The organism is Shewanella sp. UCD-KL12, from assembly GCF_001957125.1.
Lineage (GTDB): Bacteria > Pseudomonadota > Gammaproteobacteria > Enterobacterales > Shewanellaceae > Shewanella.
The window spans coordinates 113414-132655 of record NZ_MPHJ01000002.1; the positions used below are offsets into that span (position 1 = coordinate 113414).

At 42.4% G+C, this 19242-nt stretch carries 16 protein-coding genes; 13 read left to right on the plus strand and 3 right to left on the minus strand.

Annotated features, from left to right (window positions below; translation table 11 throughout):
• Positions 1–18 precede the first annotated feature (18 nt).
• The 5 genes from BM736_RS06595 (at position 19) to BM736_RS06615 (ending at position 5527) form a co-directional block, all read left to right on the plus strand.
• Positions 19–1173, plus strand: a complete 1155-nt coding sequence (locus BM736_RS06595) for an imelysin family protein (RefSeq protein ID WP_076410578.1) — start codon at positions 19–21, stop codon at positions 1171–1173.
• Between the two features lie 140 nt (positions 1174–1313).
• A complete protein-coding gene (locus BM736_RS06600; RefSeq protein ID WP_076410155.1) occupies positions 1314–2930 on the plus strand; it encodes a di-heme oxidoredictase family protein in 1617 nt (538 codons plus the stop codon).
• Between the two features lie 416 nt (positions 2931–3346).
• Positions 3347–3868, plus strand: a complete 522-nt coding sequence (gene hemG, locus BM736_RS06605; protein WP_076410157.1) for a menaquinone-dependent protoporphyrinogen IX dehydrogenase — start codon at positions 3347–3349, stop codon at positions 3866–3868.
• Between the two features lie 32 nt (positions 3869–3900).
• Positions 3901–4437 carry a cytochrome b/b6 domain-containing protein gene (locus tag BM736_RS06610; RefSeq protein WP_076410159.1) on the plus strand — a complete coding sequence of 179 codons (537 nt, stop codon included), beginning with the start codon at positions 3901–3903 and terminating at the stop codon, positions 4435–4437.
• Between the two features lie 49 nt (positions 4438–4486).
• The gene (locus tag BM736_RS06615; protein WP_076410161.1) at positions 4487–5527 is read left to right on the plus strand and encodes a glycosyltransferase family 4 protein; all 1041 of its coding nucleotides are present in this window, start codon (positions 4487–4489) and stop codon (positions 5525–5527) included.
• 356 nt (positions 5528–5883) lie between these two features.
• Here the strand turns inward: BM736_RS06615 and BM736_RS06620 are convergent, their stop codons facing one another.
• Together BM736_RS06620 and BM736_RS06625 are read right to left on the minus strand one after the other, a co-directional pair.
• Positions 5884–6543: a thiol:disulfide interchange protein DsbA/DsbL gene (locus BM736_RS06620; protein ID WP_076410163.1), complete on the minus strand. Its 660-nt coding sequence runs from the start codon at positions 6541–6543 to the stop codon at positions 5884–5886.
• A 197-nt stretch (positions 6544–6740) separates the two neighbouring features.
• Entirely contained in the window at positions 6741–7400 is a 660-nt protein-coding gene (locus tag BM736_RS06625) for a DNA-J related domain-containing protein (protein ID WP_083699938.1), read from the minus strand.
• Positions 7401–7784: 384 nt separating this feature from the next.
• On the opposite strand from BM736_RS06625, the gene BM736_RS06630 reads away from it, so the two are divergent.
• From BM736_RS06630 to BM736_RS06665, 8 genes are all read left to right on the plus strand, one after another.
• Positions 7785–9419 (plus strand): diguanylate cyclase domain-containing protein, encoded by a 1635-nt coding sequence (locus BM736_RS06630; RefSeq protein WP_076410165.1) that lies wholly within the window; start codon positions 7785–7787, stop codon positions 9417–9419.
• Between the two features lie 419 nt (positions 9420–9838).
• The gene (locus BM736_RS06635; RefSeq protein ID WP_076410167.1) at positions 9839–11515 is read left to right on the plus strand and encodes a diguanylate cyclase domain-containing protein; all 1677 of its coding nucleotides are present in this window, start codon (positions 9839–9841) and stop codon (positions 11513–11515) included.
• A 101-nt stretch (positions 11516–11616) separates the two neighbouring features.
• On the plus strand, positions 11617–12723 hold the full coding sequence (locus BM736_RS06640) for an endonuclease/exonuclease/phosphatase family protein (RefSeq protein WP_076410169.1): 1107 nt from the start codon (positions 11617–11619) through the stop codon (positions 12721–12723).
• 641 nt (positions 12724–13364) lie between these two features.
• Positions 13365–14684 carry a BamA/TamA family outer membrane protein gene (locus BM736_RS06645; RefSeq protein ID WP_076410171.1) on the plus strand — a complete coding sequence of 440 codons (1320 nt, stop codon included), beginning with the start codon at positions 13365–13367 and terminating at the stop codon, positions 14682–14684.
• Between the two features lie 77 nt (positions 14685–14761).
• Entirely contained in the window at positions 14762–15691 is a 930-nt protein-coding gene (locus BM736_RS06650; RefSeq protein ID WP_076410173.1) for a hypothetical protein, read from the plus strand.
• A gap of 394 nt (positions 15692–16085) precedes the next feature.
• Complete coding sequence (locus BM736_RS06655; RefSeq protein WP_076410175.1) at positions 16086–16298, plus strand: hypothetical protein; 213 nt, start codon at positions 16086–16088, stop codon at positions 16296–16298.
• 666 nt (positions 16299–16964) lie between these two features.
• Positions 16965–17453, plus strand: coding sequence for a hypothetical protein (locus BM736_RS06660; RefSeq protein ID WP_076410176.1), 489 nt, complete (start codon positions 16965–16967; stop codon positions 17451–17453).
• Between the two features lie 62 nt (positions 17454–17515).
• Positions 17516–17923, plus strand: coding sequence for a cold-shock protein (locus BM736_RS06665; RefSeq protein ID WP_076410178.1), 408 nt, complete (start codon positions 17516–17518; stop codon positions 17921–17923).
• A gap of 52 nt (positions 17924–17975) precedes the next feature.
• Here BM736_RS06665 and BM736_RS06670 read toward each other — a convergent pair whose 3' ends face one another.
• Positions 17976–18908 (minus strand): DMT family transporter, encoded by a 933-nt coding sequence (locus BM736_RS06670; protein WP_076410180.1) that lies wholly within the window; start codon positions 18906–18908, stop codon positions 17976–17978.
• Between the last annotated feature and the right edge of the window lie 334 nt (positions 18909–19242).

Below are 19242 nucleotides of genomic sequence, written 5' to 3' on the forward strand. Positions count from 1 at the left end.
GTAAAAATGGAGCTTTACATGAAAGAATTTAAGTACTCAGCCGTTGCCGTTGCGCTAATTGCAACCCTTGCCGCTTGTGGTGGTTCAGGTGACGATTCATCAACGCCAGATCCTGTACCTGAGACTGGTTTTGAGTTTGCAGCAACTGAGATGATCACTAACTTAACGGATGATGTGATAGTAAGTGGTTATGCTGCTTTAGCCATGAAGGGCGATGAGATGCTGCTTGCAGCTCAAACCCTTGTTAATGATCCGACTCAAGCCAACTTGCTTGCTGCTCAAGTTGCTTGGAAAGCTGCGCGTTTGCCTTGGGAGCAAGGTGAATCACATATTTTTGGACCTGTTGATTCATTAGGCATCGATCCACATCTAGATAGCTGGCCGCTCAATACTACTGATTTAACGACAGTACTGGGCAGTGGTTCAAGCTTTGATGCTGAAACTATCAAAGGTTGGAACGATGATGTTCAAGGTTTCCATACTATGGAATACCTACTGTTTGGTGACGGTGTTGCAGACAATGAGAAAGCGATTGCCGATTTAACTGCCGCAGAAGCTGATTACCTTATGGGTCTAGCTGAAGTATTCCGTGATTACACTAAAGTGTTGGATGATGCATGGCAGGTTAGTCATGACGGTCAAGCGGAAAGTAAAGCCTATGGCGATTTCGTTAAGAACCCTGGTACGAGTGAAAACACATTCTATTCTTCTCAAGTTGGTGTTATTGAAGAGCTAATCAACGGCATGATTGCCATTGTAGATGAAGTAGGGAACGGCAAAATCGCTGATCCATTCGGTACATCTATCGAAACGGCTGATACATCAAAAGTAGAGTCTCAGTACTCTTGGAATTCGCTTACTGACTTTAGCGATAACATCGTTGGTGTACGTAACGTGTACCAAGGTGAGTTTACAGGCGCTGCCGACAAGCAAGGCATTGTTGATTTTGTTAAAGCGGCAGACTCTGCACTTGCTTCTCGCATAGGGAGTGAAATTGATGATGCAATCATTAAGATCCAAGCGATTTCAGGTTCAAACGATATGCCTTTCCGTCAAGCGATTTTAGATGCTGATGGGCGCGAGCGAGTGCAAACGGCAGTCGATGCGTTATCTAAGCTGCAAACGAGTCTAGAGACAGACGTGCTTCCTCTACTGAATGACTGGAAAGTGTAACTTCTCGCTTCAGTGAATAAGTTGAATTGGGAGGCAGCGGAACGGCCTCCCTTTTTGTAGCCAACATAATATCTCAAGTCGTGAAAGCTCAGGATAGAGCCGCTACTGCTTGAATTAAGATAACAGTGTGAGATGACGATATGAAGACGCACAGATACACAGGCCTGGCATTTGCTATTTGCATAGGGTTAAGTGCATGTGGTGGTTCAGGTGATGACACCAGTGAGCCAGATCCTGATAAAAAAGTTTATCCAGCCTACACAGATATGACTGCCAGTGGCGGTGATACAACAACATACGATGCTTCTGAATCTGGCCACGGCTTTTCAACGCCGGCCCCTAATCTTTCAGACGCTGAACTAGAGCATCACCTAGAGGGTGATCTTAGTTTTGAAACTGCCTTTACTACCGCACCGAATCAAGAACACCCAGATCTCGATGGTTTAGGCCCTGTCTTTAACAACACAGATTGTAATTCCTGTCACCAACGTGACGGACGTAATTCAACGCCTATTGTCCCTGTAGGGCAAGATCGCATTAAGTTGAGTTCTGAGTCTGGGATATTCTTACGTATCAGCAAGGCACCTGCAGAGCCATGTACTCAAGGCACTGCAGCCAATGATTACTGTGCACCAATCCCTGTACCTAACTTTGGTGGTCAGCTTTTTCATCGAGGTGTATTAAAAGCACGTCCTGATTGGGAAGAAAACCTGTTCGGCGGCCAGGCTGATGTCTACCTTTCCTATGAAACTAAAGAGGTGACATACCCTGATGGCAGTAGCATTACGCTAAAGAAGCCTCTGTTTGATGTTGAAAATCCTTATGATGCCCCTGGCGAAACTAAGGACAGCGCTAACGTGACTTCAGATCTTCTGCAAGATGATGTATTGATGGGCTGGCGTAATGGTATGCCTGTCTTTGGACTTGGCTTACTAGAGGCCATTCCTGAAGCAGATATTTTGGCATTAGTGGATGAAGATGATGCCAATGGCGATAAGATCTCTGGTCGGGTGAATTTAGTCTTTGATGCTGTAAAAGCGCAAGCTGGTGATGAAAATCCAGTATCTGTTGGGCGTTTTGGTTGGAAAGCTAATACACCAAGTGTTCGCGTTCAGTCTCTTGGCGCACTGCGTGGCGATATAGGTATTACCAACCCGCTTTTTCCTGACGAAAGTGTGGCAGGGACAGCTTTACATGATAGCTATCTGACTCGTACAGGCTTTACCGATACCGGTGAAGATATCAATGGTGAGCCTGAAGCAGATGCAGCCTTTAGTGATTCAGTGGTCTTTTATGCGGAAAGCTTAGCAGTTCCAGCAAGACGAAATGTTAATGACCCCAATGTACGTGAAGGTGCAAGATTGTTTGATGAGATCAACTGTAAAGGTTGTCATAAAGCCAGTTTTGTCACTAAGTCGAGCGGTGATATCGGTGGTATACCTATGAGCGATAGTCACAAGAGTCAGACTATCTATCCATTTACTGACATGTTGCTACATGACATGGGGGAGGAGCTAGCTGATGGTCGCCCTGATTTCTTAGCTGATGGTAATGAGTGGCGTACACGTTCTCTTTGGGGAATAGGGTTGACGCAAACGGTTAACCCTCAAGCTGGATTCCTTCATGATGGCCGCGCAGCGACAATGGAAGAAGCTATTTTGTGGCATGGCGGTGAAGGTGAAAATAGTCGTGATGCATTTATGGAGCTCACTAAGGCAGAGCGCGATCAAGTGGTTGCTTTCCTAATGTCTCTATAACGGAGTCATGGCGACCCGGTACCAGCATCATTGATTCGCCCCAATTGATAGATGTAAGCCCTAAAGCGGAGTAAGCTAATTACTCCGCTTTTTTGTACAAGGATGTACTTATCCCCGTTTGCCATGGATGGCAATAGAGGGGAGTTGTACAAGGATGTACTTATCCCCGTTTGCCATGGATGGCAATAGAGGGGAGTTGTACAAGGATGTACTTATCCCCGGCTGCCACGGATGGTAATTGAGGGGAGTTGTACAAGGATGTACCTAGAACTGGTTAGTATTATTAGATATTTGTGAAGTCGATTGAGATATCTTGCCCTTTGCTCAAATAGCTCGTGATCTGTTTCATGTAAATATAATCACTTATCTATTACTATGTTTATAACGATTATCAGTAAGATGAGCTAGAGGTTCTGGTGAGTAAAATATTAATTATCTATTCTAGTGTTCATGGCCAGACACGTAAGATAGCTGATCACATTAAGTGTTCTTTAAGCGCAAACGGCAATGACGTTGAATGTTGTAGTCTTGATGAGGCGCCAAAACTCGATGGATTCGAGAAGGTTATCTTAGGGGCGAGTATTCGCCACGGAAAACATAATCCTGCAGTCTATGATTTTATTACCGCTAACCTTGAATTGTTAGAGACCAAACAAACAGCATTTTTCTCGGTCAGCTTAGTGGCTCGTAAAGAGGCTAAGAATACTGCTGAAACGAATCCATATATGCAGGCATTTTTAGAGAAAACAGTTTGGCGCCCTCAGGTTTTGACCGTGTTTGGTGGTAACTTGGATTATCAAGGTTATAGCATGATGGATAGAAATATTATCCGATTCATTATGTGGATAACCAAAGGGCCAACGGCTGCAGATACAAAAGTTGAGTACACTGATTGGAAAAAAGTTGAGCTGTTTGCCGAGCAACTTCAGGCACTTTAAAGCACAAGTTTACTTGGTTATAGAGAGGTTTTATGGCCCGTTCCTCATCATTGATTGCTAAAGCCTTTGAGAAGCTGGCTACATATCAGCATCTGCTTATTATTCTATTGTCACTTTTTTTAATATCGACAAGTCCCTGGATCATGATGGGGAGAACATTACGCAGTAGTGCTTCAATATGGGATTACCTTCATGTGTATTTAGGCCTGTTAACGGGCTTATTGTCTATTACGATGTTTTTAGCAAATATACTAAAGGGAAAATGGCGTCAGTATTTCCCTTGGCTAGCAGGGGACTTTTCGCAACTAAAACGAGACCTTGTTGGCCTAGTAAAAGGCAAAGTTCCCTTAGCGGGGGGCAGGGGGCTTTTTAGCTTTGTCGAGGGGCTAGGGATGCTGCTAATGCTGGGAGTTGCGCTTACCGGAGTCATGTGGTTTTTTCTGCAGGGCAGTAGTGACGCACTAACCTGGCGTAGTTACCACATCTGGTTTGCCAAGGGGTTTATTGGTTTTATTGTGGTTCATGTTATTTTTGCTTGCCTGCATCTCTTAGATTTCATTAGAAATTAAACCAAAATTTGTTAAGCTTCTTATATTCATTTCTGTGCATGAGAAGCTTTTGAGACTAAAAGTTATTCACTTGGTAGACGATAATAAACTTGGCGGTGTCAGCTTGGCGCTGCAAGGTCTACTTGGCTCAGAGCTTCAGCAAGATTTCGATTTTGAGATCTGCCAAATTAACCTATCAAACTTCAAACAAAGGCGCTATAGCGCCGATATTATCTGTTTGCATGCTGCTACTTCTTGGCGAAAGCTACCCGCCTTAGTACTGCTTAGGCTGGCTAACTTAGGTACGCCGATTCTGTACCAAGAGCACCACTACTGTCAGGGCTTTGTGACTCATCAAGTCAAAACTCACAGGCGCTTTTACTTGATGCTAAAGCTAAGCTATTGCTTAATGAATCGAGTATTGGCTGTCTCTCAAGCACAACGTCAGTGGATGTTAAATAAGCGGCTCGCAAAGGCTGATAAAGTTTATTATGTCGGTCAGGCCAAGCCTCTTGAACTGTTTAGCGCTTTACCTACACCCACTTTAACTGAGCCGGTTGTTATTGGTGCTTATGGACGGTTTCACCAGCAAAAGGGGTTTGATCTCTTGTTAGAGGCGGTGGGGCAGATATCATGTGAAAATATTGAGTTGCGACTTGCTGGGGCTGGAGAGCTAGGCAAAGAGTTAATCGAGACTGCTAACGCACAGCCAAATAGGGACAAGATAGCGTTTGTCGGTGAGATTAACGACATCGCTGGTTTTTTAAAGCAGTGTCATATTGTGGTTATTCCTTCTCGCTGGGAGCCCTTTGGTTTGACTTGCCAGGAATCATTAGCTGCAGGAAAAGTGGTTATTGCGAGTAACGTTGATGGCTTAACTGAGCAGATAGATGAGATAGCAACAGAGCGAAGCGGTGGCGCTGTTTTACTTGATGAGTTGAGTGTGACCTGTCTAGTAAAAGCACTCAGATTGCAACTAGAGCTTGCACAAGTACACAAGTCATCATCCCAGGGCTATGGGCTTAAGCGCTGTGAAAGAGCAAAGGTGGAACTTGCTTGGCCAAGAATGTTGCAGAACTGGCGCAAGTTGCTGTACTCAGTCGTCGATTAATACTCCCTCAGAACAAAGAATAAATGCAAAAATACAGACATAAAAAAGGCTCCCAAAAGGAGCCTTAACTTATACCAATCGGTATAAGAAAGTGATCTACTCAGAGTGTTTTTTTGGCAACTAATTCAAGGCGAATGGGTGATGGAATGGTTATTCCTTTGTGAAGCTATTCAACGAAGAAGTAGGCAGGCAAAAACACTCCTGAAAGGCGAGTTTTAGCGCTTCATATGCTGTGTTAACGAGCTAGAACGTAGAATAACTATGCTCTTCACTCGTTGTCTTGCTTCTAAAGCGCTAAATTCTCGCTGAGATGATCACACCTTTATACCGATTGGTATTACTGTGTTAAGCAAAGCTTACTTGCGCTCAACAGCTAAGTAGTTAATTAGGTCAATCAGTTCTCCAAGAGTACGAATTGAGCTCATATTGACTGCGTATTTGTCATTAACAACAAAGGCTGGAACACTTTGTACTTGGAACTGTCTTTGCTGTACACGCCAAAGATCGATTTTGTCGTTAACTGCTTTACTGTCTGCTATCGCATCGTACTTGCTGATGTCGAAACCATTGTCAGCGAAAACTTTTTTAATGTCATCGCGATTGTTTATTTCAGGCTCTTCATGTGCGCCATGGTCATGATCATGGTTGTGTCCATGAGCACCTTCATCACCTTGAATTGCGGCAAACATGGCGTGAGTCATCTTATCGCCTGCATCTAGCTCTTGCATTACGGCTAGTGAGCGCATGACTTCAGTACCGATGTCGCTGTTCATAAAGTCTACATGCTTACTATCAAAGGTGACCTGCTTGTTTAGGTTCGCTTTGATATCACCAAGGTACTGCTTTTCCATGTTGTAGCAGTTATGACAATAAAAAGAGAAAAACTCGGTGAGTTTTGGCTGAGCACTCGCCTTTTCTGCGATCTGAGTGAAGTGTTTACCCTCAACAAACTGTGCAGCAAAGCTACTTAGTGGGGCAACAGCTAAGGTTAATGCTAGTGCGATATGTTTAATCAATTCTATGTCCTCAACAGTGACAGGCTAAAATGGTTCATAAAAGAGGTGATAATAAGTTAGAAAAGCGATATCTACCACTCAATACGCCATACGGTGCCTAATAAATTCAGCATAAAAGCTAATGCTTAATTATGACTTAATTGACCACAAGCTTCAGTGTTTCTTATGTGATCTATGTATGAATTTAGAGGGATATTTCAGCGCTTCTCGCGCAAAGTTTGCCAAGCCTCACAAACTTTACGAAATTGAGCTGCATCGCCGTTTGGTCTGTCTGGGTGCCATTGTAGTGCTAGTTTTCGCCATTGTCTGCGGATCTGCTTGTCGCTAGCATTACTATCGAGTTCAAATACGGATAACGCTTGATGGCTGTGCATCAGGTTTGGACTTGTGCCGATATAATCCTCATATCGACTCCAGAAAGACTCAAGCATCTCTTGAATGATGTTGGGACAGGTGTCGTAGTTTAGCCAATTAAGGTAATACTCTCTTAGCGCATCATCTTCTCGTAAACTGCTGTCTAGATTTGTTGGAATAATCTTAAAGATTTGAATTTCCATCGCTTTAACTTGTAGCCATAACTCAGGCAGCAGTATCTCTTGCAACTCAAATAGCGCGTTCATCAGGAGAAAGTTGGTTTTAAATAAGGCTTTTTGTTGATCCGTATCGAGATCATGCATCAAACCCCTAGACTGAAGTTCTGCGGCTAGATGGTGCACTTTCCAGCTTTGGTTTGATGTTTGCAGTAGGCTGAGAAGAGGCCAGATGAGCGGGTTATCTCCTTTTATATCGGTAAGATGTGCATCATCAGTTGAGCTTGAAGTAGCTGAGATCGCGGGTGTATTTTTGGAAAATAGCATAAGTAAATTCATCCTGAATTGGCGATCCTGCAGCATAAATATGCCAGGCTAGTTCACTAAGACTATGTCATAACTAAAATAGATTACAAGCCTACTGCTTTTGAGCTTTAATCAACTCCAAAGGGGAATTATCCATTTGATTTTTTCAGAGTTAAAGCTAGTCTAAGGTAAGGTGTTTTCAATGTTACCTATTGCTTAGTATCTTATTTTATTTATGTTTTCATTTGTCTAATGCTTTGTTGAGCTGCTCGTCAAAGAGGTTGCTACCCGTTTAAAAACTACAATGATGATTATGAACACGATTAATAAATGGATTATTGACTCAGTGCTTCCTACCTCCCCCAGCCTATTCTCTATATCTACATTGAGAAGAGAAAATTGATCATGCGACCATTTAATATTTTCTCTAACTATATTCTTTTATGTTCTATCCTGCTGGGGACCGCAATTTCTGCTGGAGTCGGCTATACCTTCTACCAAAATGAGGTGTTAGCGATAGAGGCTGACTTTAAAAGGGATGTTGATGATAAAACGACTGCATTGGAGCGTGAGTTACTTATCAATTTAGAGGTGCTTTATGCTGTTAAAGGGCTTTTTGATAGCTCTGATAGCGTCTCTGCGGATGAGTTTGCTAATTTAGGCAGTAGCTTTCTTGTTCGGCACCCCAATATTCAAGCATTAGAGTGGATACCTAGGGTCAGTAGAGAAGAAAGAGCAGGCATGGAGGAGGCGCACCGACAGAATCATCCCGACTTTGAATTTACCGAGCGGGAGTTCCAGGGGAGCATGATTCGAGCTGCTGAACGTAGCGAGTACTTTCCTGTTTATTATGTAGAACCTATAGAGGGGAATGAAGTTGCTTTTGGTTTTGATCTCGCTTCGAACTCAAGAAGAGACAAAATACTTAAAAAATCTAGAGATTTAGACCTCGCTCTTGCGACTGCGAGTATCACATTAGTGCAAGAGGTTTCTAATCAAAAGGGGTTCCTTATGTTTATGCCTCTTTTTAATGGTGAGCCGAATACGTTAATTAAGCGCAGGGAGAAGTTGAGAGGCTTTGTGCTTGGGGTATATCGGATTAGTGATATGTTTGAAACAGCGATTAAGTATACCGGTGCTCAAGGTATTAATTTAAAGCTGGTGGACAATACGGGGGTGTCCGCTGAACGGCTTTATAGTAATTACTCAGAAGATCAGCTTCAGGATAAAACACAACAGCGACTCACCTATAGCAAACCCTTAGTTAGATTTGGTGGTCGTCAGTGGACATTAGTTGCTAGTCCGACCCTTGGCTATATTGCAGAGAGGAGAAGCTTACTTCCCTTTATTATTACGGCTTTCGGGGTGTTATTTGTACTATTAGGTGGCGCTTATACTTTTGCCGTTATTAGGCGGACATCCTTGATTAAAGTCGAGGTTGAAGAGCGGACTCAAGACCTTATTGAAGCTAAGCTTGAGCTCGAGGTGTTATCTCATACGGACAGCTTGACTAAAGTTGCTAATAGACGAAAATTCGATGAGCAGTTTGAAAAAGAGTGGTATCGAGCCATTCGCAGTAAAGGCTCTCTGTCACTGATTATGATAGATATCGATAACTTTAAATTATTTAATGATCATTATGGTCATCTTGCCGGTGATCAGTGTTTAAAGGATGTATCTAAGGCGCTCAAGCACACACTTAGCCGCAATACTGATTTGGTTGCCCGCTACGGGGGAGAGGAGTTTGTCATACTGCTTCCTAACACTAATGAGCCACACCTGTTGGCTGATAAGTGCCGTAATAATATCGAAAAGTTGCATATTCCTCATGCTCCTTCCGATGTATCTGAGTATGTGACCATTAGCTTAGGAATTGTCACTAAGGTTCCGACACAAAACTGCGATCCTGACTCATTTACAGATAAAGCGGATCAGCTGCTTTATAAAGCCAAAGAGTTAGGCAAGAATAGAGTGTGTATTGATGATGCTTTGCTTGTTAAGAAAGGGGACGTTATCGATTTTAAAGCACCTGTTAACTGATGCAAATGCACTTCATTTTGTCACCTCATAAGAGTGTTGCTTTTGCTTCCTCTAGTTTGCCTATTTAGCTATTTTTATTCACTAATTAATCTCGTAACTTTTTCCTTAGTTATCTCCTTTAGCTCATCTTTACTTTTGTAACGAGTTGCTGACTTTATGTTGGGTTTGTGGTTAACTTTTACCTTGTTTGTTAGTCATGTCTATATGCGAACAGGTAATGATAAGGTTACTGTAAAATACACTTTTAAATTGCAGGGCTTACTTTATCCATATTGTGTTTTCACTCGCTGGCTCCGCTAGTGCATGAGCCCTCGATTGTTGGATTGCATTTTTGCCTAGGGTGATGACACTTTAGTTACCGCTTAATTTGATATGTCTTGATATAGCTAACTTGTGTTCTTTTTGTCTGAGTCTTGATTATGAATATTTTTTCAAAATACATTATCTTTTTTGCCATTTTAGTTGGCTTTACGCTTTCTATTTATGTGGGTAAGAGCTTTTATGACAAAGAGACAAAGGCGATTGAGCAAGATTTTAGAAAAGATGTGGACGATAAGGTTGCAGCAGTTGAAAGAGAGATCTTACTTAACATTGAGGTTTTGCACGCACTTAAAGGGTTATACAACAGCTCGGATGATGTGACTTCACAAGAGTTTCATCGTATTGCTCAGAGCTTTCTTGTCAGGCATCAAGACATCCAAGCACTTGAGTGGGCGCCTAAAGTTGAGTCTAATGACAGAGCTAGCTTTGAGCAAGTTAGGCGTTTAGAGTTCGCTGAGTTCGAGGTCACTGAACAGAGCGAAAGTGGCATGTTGTCAGCTAAACACAGAGAGAGCTATTTTCCAGTCTCCTACATTGAGCCTTATGTCGGCAATGAGATGGCGCTAGGCTATGATCAGGCATCCAGTTTACAGCAACGCGCTACCATGGAGCGTGCTAGAGACTTTGATAAACCAATAGCAACCTCTGGTGTATCTTTACTGCAATATAGCTCGGAGCAAAAAGGCTTTCTTATCTTCCTACCTATCTATGATGGGGAGCCAACAACTTTGCTTAAGCGACGAGAGAGAATTCGTGGTTATGTCATTGGTGTGTATCGAATTGGTGATATGTTCGATAGTGCTATTAAGCGTACCTCTGCACATGGGATCTATTATTCATTAGAAGATATCTCTCTTTATAAAGCGTATAGCCAAGGTGCTGAGTTAAACCTTACTCCAGAGGCAAAGAACGTAAATACACTTTATTCAAACTTCCCTAGTGAACAGATGCTAAGTCCATCGCAATTAGCCTTCTCTTATACTAAACATCTTAGATCTTTTAGTGGTAGGCATTGGTCTCTCGTTGCTACGCCCAGTTTAGGCTATATCGCAGAGCGTAGAGGCCAGCTTCCCTACACAATCGTCATATTCGGTGGCCTCTTTGTCCTGTTAGGCGCACTTTATGTCTATGCTATTTTACGACGTGCTGAATTTGTTGAGCGAGAGGTAAAGCAAAGAACCGCAGATCTTAATGAGGCAAAGCGTCAATTAGAGCTGATATCGCAAACTGATAGTCTGACTAAAATCCCAAATCGACGTTGTTTCGATGATACCGTCCAAGAGCAGTGGCAAATAGCAATCAGGGATAAAACTCGCATAGGACTAATGATGATCGACATCGATCATTTTAAACTCTATAACGATACCTATGGGCACCTAGCGGGCGATCAATGTTTACGAGAGGTGGCGCAAGCGCTAAGTCAGACGCTTAACAGAGATTCAGATCTTGTGGCTAGGTATGGGGGAGAGGAGTTTGTCATTATTCTTCCCCACACTAGGGATTGCAATTCACCCGCTAAACGTTGTCAGTATAATATTGAACGCCTCGAGCTCCCACATGAGACCTCAATGACCAGTGGTTTTGTTACAGTAAGTATTGGTGTGGTCAGCACAATTCCAGATAAAGACTCAGATCTACTCGATTTTATCGCTCAGGCAGATACGGCTTTATACAAAGCTAAAAATGCTGGGAGAAATAGAGTGGCTGTGTATGATGATAAAGAGAGAGACAATTCAAGCCCGACGTCACAAGAAACATCAGCGGTAGTTTTATAATGGTTAGGGACCGTTGTTACGCTTATATACATCATCAGCTACCCTTTGAATTCGATTCGGTATAACCTGATAATTAATACTCGCGATTATTAGGTTCTCTATTGTCATCCATCTCTACAGGTAGACATGACCATTTAAGGTTGGCTACTTTCAACCTATTTAACTTCATCGAGCCACCAAACGCTTACTATGAGTTTGAAAATATTTATACTAAGGAGCAGTGGCTGAAAAAATTGGATTGGATCTCGAAATACCTATATGAGCATCAACCAGATGTGATTGGTTTTCAAGAGGTCTTTAGTACCGATGCATTGAAGCAGCTCTGCCAACAGTGTGGTTTAGTGCACTTTGCTGTATTAGATACGCCCGATGTTGCTGATGACTTTATCTATAGTAAACCTGTCGTCGCACTCGCTTCCCGCTTCCCTATTCTAGATGCATGCTCTGTTGCTGCGGATCGTAAAATGATCGCAATGATGGGACTGGATGAAGATTTTGACTTTAGTAGAAAACCATTACGGGCCACCATTGAAGTCCCTAAGATAGGTGCCACAGATTGTTATGTTGTTCACTTTAAATCTAAACGGCCACTCTTTGAGCCTAATGAACTTAGCAAGCAAGAGGCTGATCAACTCTCTGTAAGTCCACAAAAGGTGAGGCCGCACAGTTATAATGCAAGTATTGGGCATCAACTTGCTGTGGAGGCGCTTGGTCAATGGGGCTCAAGTATTCAGCGAGGAAGTGAAGCCGCTTTACTTCGCTACGCTATGGTTGAGAGACGGATCCTGAGTCAAAATCCCATGATCTTAATGGGTGACTTTAATGATAGTTTAAGTGATGGCGTATTAGCCGCTCTAACTGCAGTGGACACAAGGGTAAAACCTGATTACGGTCTAACTGCTGGGAGCAAGGGGGCCAATGAGCTATTTGGTCAATATCGATTGCAAGATGCTTATGAGCTGTATCAGTCTTCTCAATATGCTTTGTCTGCACAAGCTAGAGTGGCAACTCATTATTATTTCGCTAAGGGCTCAGTACTCGATTATATCTTGCTTTCAAATGAGTTTGACCCGAAAAGTAACCAAAATTTAGCGGAAGTCGGCAGATATGAGGTCTACGACCGTCACCTCATAAACCCAAGCTTTGAGCATGATAGCCAAAGTACAGATCATGCTCCGGTGATGATCACGCTCTCGATGAGAGAGTAATATTTGTGCTAGGTCTATTCGATTCAATCTGGCGCTTTACAAAGACAGAGCAGATCCCCGCAGGTTTTCCTCCACGAAAACGACACACGCCCCCCGCTTCTGTTCGTTTAAAGAAGCGGCATTGCTTACATTTATACCATGTCGCATAAAGATGTGCTCACTCAGCGAGAGCTTAACGCTTCTGAGGCAAGGAAACGAGTGAAGGGCATAGTGATTCTACGTTCAAGCTCGATGACGCGGCATTCAGAAGTGCTAAGACTCGTCTTTTAGGAGCTTTTTAGGCTGCCTATTTCTTCGTTGAATAACTTCGTAAGGGAGCCACCATTACTTCAGTTATCCGCCTCGAACTAGTTTGCCTAAAATAGCTCTGAGTTGATCACTTTCTTATGCGAAATGGTATTAAATCGCTTTGGCATAACTATTGAGATTTGGCATAGCTTTGAAAATAGAGTGAGTAGGTTGAAACTATATCATCGATAGCGATGATAGTAGATGCCATCGGCTTGATGAAAGCTGCAAGTTAATCCTCCGGCTGTTCCCTTGAACGGATTACTACTGCACTGATGTTGGCAATTTGCTACTGTAAGGTTGCCAGTTGTGCCGCTCTTCTCCTTGTTTAAAGTTATTGGAAACAGACTTCTATGAATATGAAGCTAATATGCGTATCTATTGTTTGCCTCTCCTCCATGGTTAGCTTTTCAGTGGTAAGCGCTCCTGCTGCGAATGTGAAAACCTCGGTCAATCGCGTAGAGTCTCCGGATAGAGTGAAGGAGAGCTTAATTTTGCCCTACCTATTTAGCTCTGAGTCTATGGGGCTCAATTTAGGTGTAGGAGGCATGTTAAATGGCTATTACCAAGATCAGATGACTATAGGCGGAACGGTATTTGGTGGTGAGGTTAGTAAGGCGGGCGGTGGCGGTGTATGGAACTTTAAGCTGCCTAAAACTGAGCGTTTCTTTTTAAGTGTATATGGCATGATGGGCTACTACCCCAAGCAGCGAGCTTATGCGGGAGGAACGTTGGACTTCATACCAATATCAATGCCTCTTCCAGGTAGTAATGATTCGGCACAAACTCAATATTTAGAGGCTGATGGTTCGTCCAATTGGTTTGATATTAAGCTTGAGTATGCTCTGCCATTTGGTGCGACAGCTAATAAAGGTATGGTCGAGTATCAACTGAAAAATGGTTTGTTGATATCCGAGCCTAGTGGAGGAGACTCATGGAACCCGCTCACACATGGGGCGACAGTCGTTGTTTTACGCCAGTTTAATCGCTATCAAAGTTTTGAGTTTGAAGAGGAAGAGTTAGATGGCACTATTCATGCGATAGAGCTAGGCATTTTGCATGATAATACTGACTTTTCTATCAACCCCTCTACGGGGAGTAGCCAATACCTCTCCATATCCCATGATGCGGCTTGGCTTGACTCAGATAATGAGTGGACCTTTATTAATCTTGATATGAGTAAGTACTTCTCTTTCGGCTCTTCTGAGTATGCCCATCAAAGGATTTTAGCGTTGAACTTTTGGACTGGTTACTCGCCATCTTGGGAGCTCGAGTATGATGGTATAGGCGGCAAGAAAGTGATCGGTAATGCGCCTTATAATGAGGCCGCAACTTTAGGTGGCTTCTATCGTATGCGTGGTTATGATCAGAACCGCTTTCACGATAAAGCGTCGATTTACGGTTCCGCTGAATATCGATATACCTTGAAGTATAATCCGATTGAGGATGTTAACTGGCTTAAGTTCCTTAAAATAGACTGGTTTCAGCTTGTCGGCTTCGTTGAGGCTGGCCGTGTAGGCGCTGAATATACGGCAAGTGAATTGCTAACAGACCTTAAATACGATGCTGGGTTTTCAATCCGAGCGATGGCAGCGGGTCTTGTGGTAAGAACGGATATTGCTGTCTCTGATGAAGGGACAAATACATGGGTGATGGTTGACCATCCTTTCTAATTTAAGGTTTTGTACTTAAGTCTGGTATCAGCGTATCTTATTAGAACTGAATATGACTTTTTAAGGCGACTTTATCAATGTTAGATGCAATTTGTACGTTCGATAAAGATAATCCTATCACCTTTACCGTATTCAAATTTCAATCGTTATCAGCTGATGAAATTGAACAGTTTAGGCAATCTCTTATCTGTCCTAGTTGTAATGGTAAAGCGTATTTTCGCAAAGCATCTAAAGATGGCAAAGTGGCTTGTTTTGGTTCACGATACCACCAAGCTGATTGTGTAGAGTTTAAACCTTCTAAAGCCAAAGCCCATGAGGAACAAGCTATCGCAGAGCTCAACCAGGTATTGGTTGATAGCGATGCGTTAATGATAGATTTTTCTAAAGCCGCCTCAGTCAAGAGGGCTTCATTAAAAAGTGAACAAGCCGGTTTAACCCAATTAGAGCGCGTTGGGGATAATAAGGTGCAAAAGAGCAGCAAAACCTCAGATACTAGCGAGCCTCTTATCGGTATTGAGAGTACTCTTGCTGAATCTATCCCTCTAGATAGCCCTAGTGGACAAGGTGAGCCTATGAGTAAGATGGCCTCCCAAGGGCTTGAGGCAATACTTTATAGCTTACTTCGAGGCAGTGAATTAGCTGAGTCTGATCTCTGGATCTATACCGATAGTAAGTATCGTTGGCGAGCTAAAAACTTATTCGTAAATTTCGCTAATGCAACGCCAACAGAGAATGGCGCGCCGCGTATGTATTGGGGAACCCTGTCACATAGCGATAAGCTGATGGAGTGGTTAAATCCATCTGATTGCAAAGATCTAGGTATTCCAATCGCCGATTATAAAAAGTCACTGTTTAGTCAGTTCGATATTCAAGAGCGGCGAGATCTTGAGGGCGCGGGCATAATACTTTTTGGTAAATGCATCTGGAACAAAGAGAAGACGCGTAAGATTATCCAGCTCTGGGGCAAAGATATTAATCGGATACTCATTTCAAAATTAGAAAATTAATATTGTATTGGCCAGTCGTGTCGACGCTCACCCACTTTTCGATGGTCAGTTCGAGATTGTTAACTGAGCCGTATAATCAACTATATCGATTAATAGCATTTCTTTGCTGCATTGCAAAATAGGAGAGTGTATTGCATTTCGCAATGATTAAGGTAAAAGGTATTTTTGACACCTATATTGTGAACACGATTAATGCAAAGAAACATCCATCCGCTGCTTAGAATAAATTCAAACAGTTAATTATAGTTTTACCTTCACCTACCTCCTTTCTACCGCGATTGTCCATATTGATAATATTAGCCAATAGAAATGTTGGCACAGCATATGCTTTATTAAAGTCTACCCAGTAACACCCGATATAAAGGGTGTAGATAGTTAATATGAGGAATCTATTATGTCTATTACCAATCAAGTAAATCATATTAAGCCAAAGTTAAACTTTACTGTTAACCAGCATCTCTATGAGACCTCTAATCCCTACCGTTGTAGAGTCGATTACGTGATCAAGCTACTCGCTGGTGACGAGCTGTGCCAGACCAATGAAGAGACTTACTGCAAAGAGGACGTTATTAATTTAGAGAAGGATTTTATTCTTGGCTATAACTAAGAAGTACGTGCAGTTTGTTCAATCTACGTTTAATGCTAGTTTGTCATGGTGCAAGGTGAAGAGTTGCTGATATTTATACCAGTTCCATTAAATATGTGTTCAATTCAGAGCTTTCTCAGGGATTTCGATCCAAGACGCATCGTTGAAGAAATGGTTATTCCCTTTTGAGGCGATGCAACGTAGGAGCGGAAGCCCTGAGAAGCTCACGCAGTGCGGGTTTAAAATCACTTTATGCTGCGCATGTGGTTTTCGAAATAGAATAACTATTAGCTTCAATCCACTTACTAGCCTACAGCGATTTTAACTCCCGCTGAATGGTCAATTCTTTAATAGAATTGGTATTACTTAAATCGTAGGGCTTTAGGCATAATTTAATCCTGATTAATCGATAAGTACGGGCGCTCTAACCTCGCATTGTTTATTATTTTAGTTTGCATCATTAAAAGAGTTTCTGCTTACCTCTTCCTCTCTTAGAGGATATATCCATCCCGTGTAACCTAGCAAATAAGTATATTATTTCGTCTAAATAGCGAGTAGTAATATATGTCGCTAACCTCATAATTATTAACAACGTATTGTTTAACAATATGTTATAGAAGTTTATCTGGCGTTAATATAACTTGGGTTGCTAGTTAGGTTGAAAAGTGGCCATAGCCAAAGGATTGTATGTCTTCTGCAAACACAAAGTTCGTTATAGGTTTTGTGCTCTTATGCCTAGTGGGAGCTGGTGCTGCTGTGGGTTTTTACCTCAATAATGAAAAGCAAGACCCTCATAAAACCTTGCTGCCGCTAGTGTTAGGCAGTTGGGTTAAAATTCCTGGTATCTGTGAAGGCAATGTCAGCTATCAGCACCAGCTTGATATTCTGTCAAAAGAGCTTATCAAAATAAAAGGGGAGGAGATGAGTATTGCTGATTTCTCCATTTCAGAAACCGCTTCATTTAAGGTGACATGTGAGGCTGTTGGATCTGGGGAGTTCTTTGCTCAAACTTCTTTTATAGCTGATCGTTTTTCTCGCTTTTATGTAGGAAAAATAGGTCAATTCACAGTGATGAAAAATGTTGCGCCGACTGGTGAGCTTTGGTTTAAACTCGATAGTCAGTTCCAGAAAAAATTGCAGGCAATGAGTGACATTAAAAATAGCCGCAGGATATAGCAGGATATAATAGTTAATTATCCACATACTATTTAAATAAATGGAAGGTAAGCGCTATCGAAATGCAAAGTCCTTGCCTAACGGGGAAGTTAGTTCGCTGGAATGACGATAAAGGCATCGGGGTCATTCAACCTGATGATAGTCATCATGATGTTGCGACTTTATATGGTCCGGCAAGTGAACAAATGATTGCGATTAACCTATCTGCATTACAGCATATGCATAGACGACCGCGCCTTGGCGATCAGATCTCTTTTAATATAGAGACAAAACTAGACAGCAAACTTATTGCTTTTAATGCGAGTATTGATGGCGTTACAGCTTGCTCTGCTAGAAAAGGAGTAGAAAAGGCTGTTGCAGTCAATGGGGTGGCTAGACAGAGCATTTCAGCGACTAGCGTGCTTTCTCGATTAGCCTTGATTGCTGCACTTATAACGGCGGGCAGTTATACCTACCAGTATCTATTTTGACTAGTAGGTATTTTGCTCACAGGGCGCCGTAACCAGTTTATCAGGGCTTACTTTATCTGGGCTTGATAGGGCGTTGCTTAGCAAAGCTATATATCTTATCGCCAAATTGATAAAGACCTAGGCCTAAAATGACAAATGCAGCACCAATAATCAAAGCGGTTGTAACCTGCTCATTATTAAGTTGTGTGCCTAACATCATGGCAAAAACAGGGGTGATTAAGGTCACTAGTGCAACAGTGCTAGCCTTGAGATTTTGTAAAATATAGAAGTAAGCAATAAACCCAATCAGTGAGCCAAATACTCCTAAGTATAAAATTGACCAGAGAGACCTTTCCTGCCAAGTGTCTATGGGCAAGCTGCCATCGAATAATAGCCAAGCAAGCATAAATTGCGGCGTTGAAAATAGTAGGGCGCCTACAGTGCTAGCTATCGGGTGGATATTGATCTTAACCGTTTTAATCAATACACCACTGAGACTAAATAGAAACACAGCCGTTAAGATCAGTAACAAGCCAACCCAGCTTGCTGAGCTTAGTGATAGTTTCGATGAGCACACGATACCTAAACCAATAAAAGCTAAGGCTAAAGCTAACAGCTTCATTGGGCCAAATTTATCTTCCCCCAGTAGCTTTTGCGCCAGTAAACCTGAGATAAGGGGGGACAAACCGAAGATCAGTGACATGGTGCCTGATGCGAGGTAGCGAGCCGCAAAGTAGCTAAGTAACATTCCTCCGACTATGCCTATGGAAGACACACTATAGAGCTTAATTGCAGCTTTGCTCCAAGGTAGGCGAATACGGGCCGTTAGTAGGATTAAACAACCTAAGCTCAAGGCAATCAGCATTCTTAACAACACCGCCATGGTCGGGTGAACAGACTCACTGCTCCAGACGATCCCAAGAGGGGTTGTAGACCAAATTAATACTACAGATAAAAAGGCAAAAGGAACCAATTTGGGTAGTGTTGCCGAGACTTGCATTGCCATAGTGCACCTCTATTTTGACTTAAAGCGATCTTCTTGAGTGAATCATGAAAGCCGATAAGAGAGAGGAGCACAGAGAGGAAGTATCTGCCGCAATTCTGTCTTTGCGGCTGGGTAATGGGTTCTAGTTTAGGGCTATAATTCCATCTCATCCGCGGCCTGATTAGGCCAGGTACAAGTTTTCACTCGAGTATTGATATCCAATGCGAGTAGTCGCAGCAGAGTCGATACCTGTTTGTTGTGAAGGCTTGTTTGAGATTGAATCAGCAGCATGAGTTAAACCGAATTCCTAAGGGTGAATAATTTATGAGCATTCATAGTGTAACGCGAGGAGTGA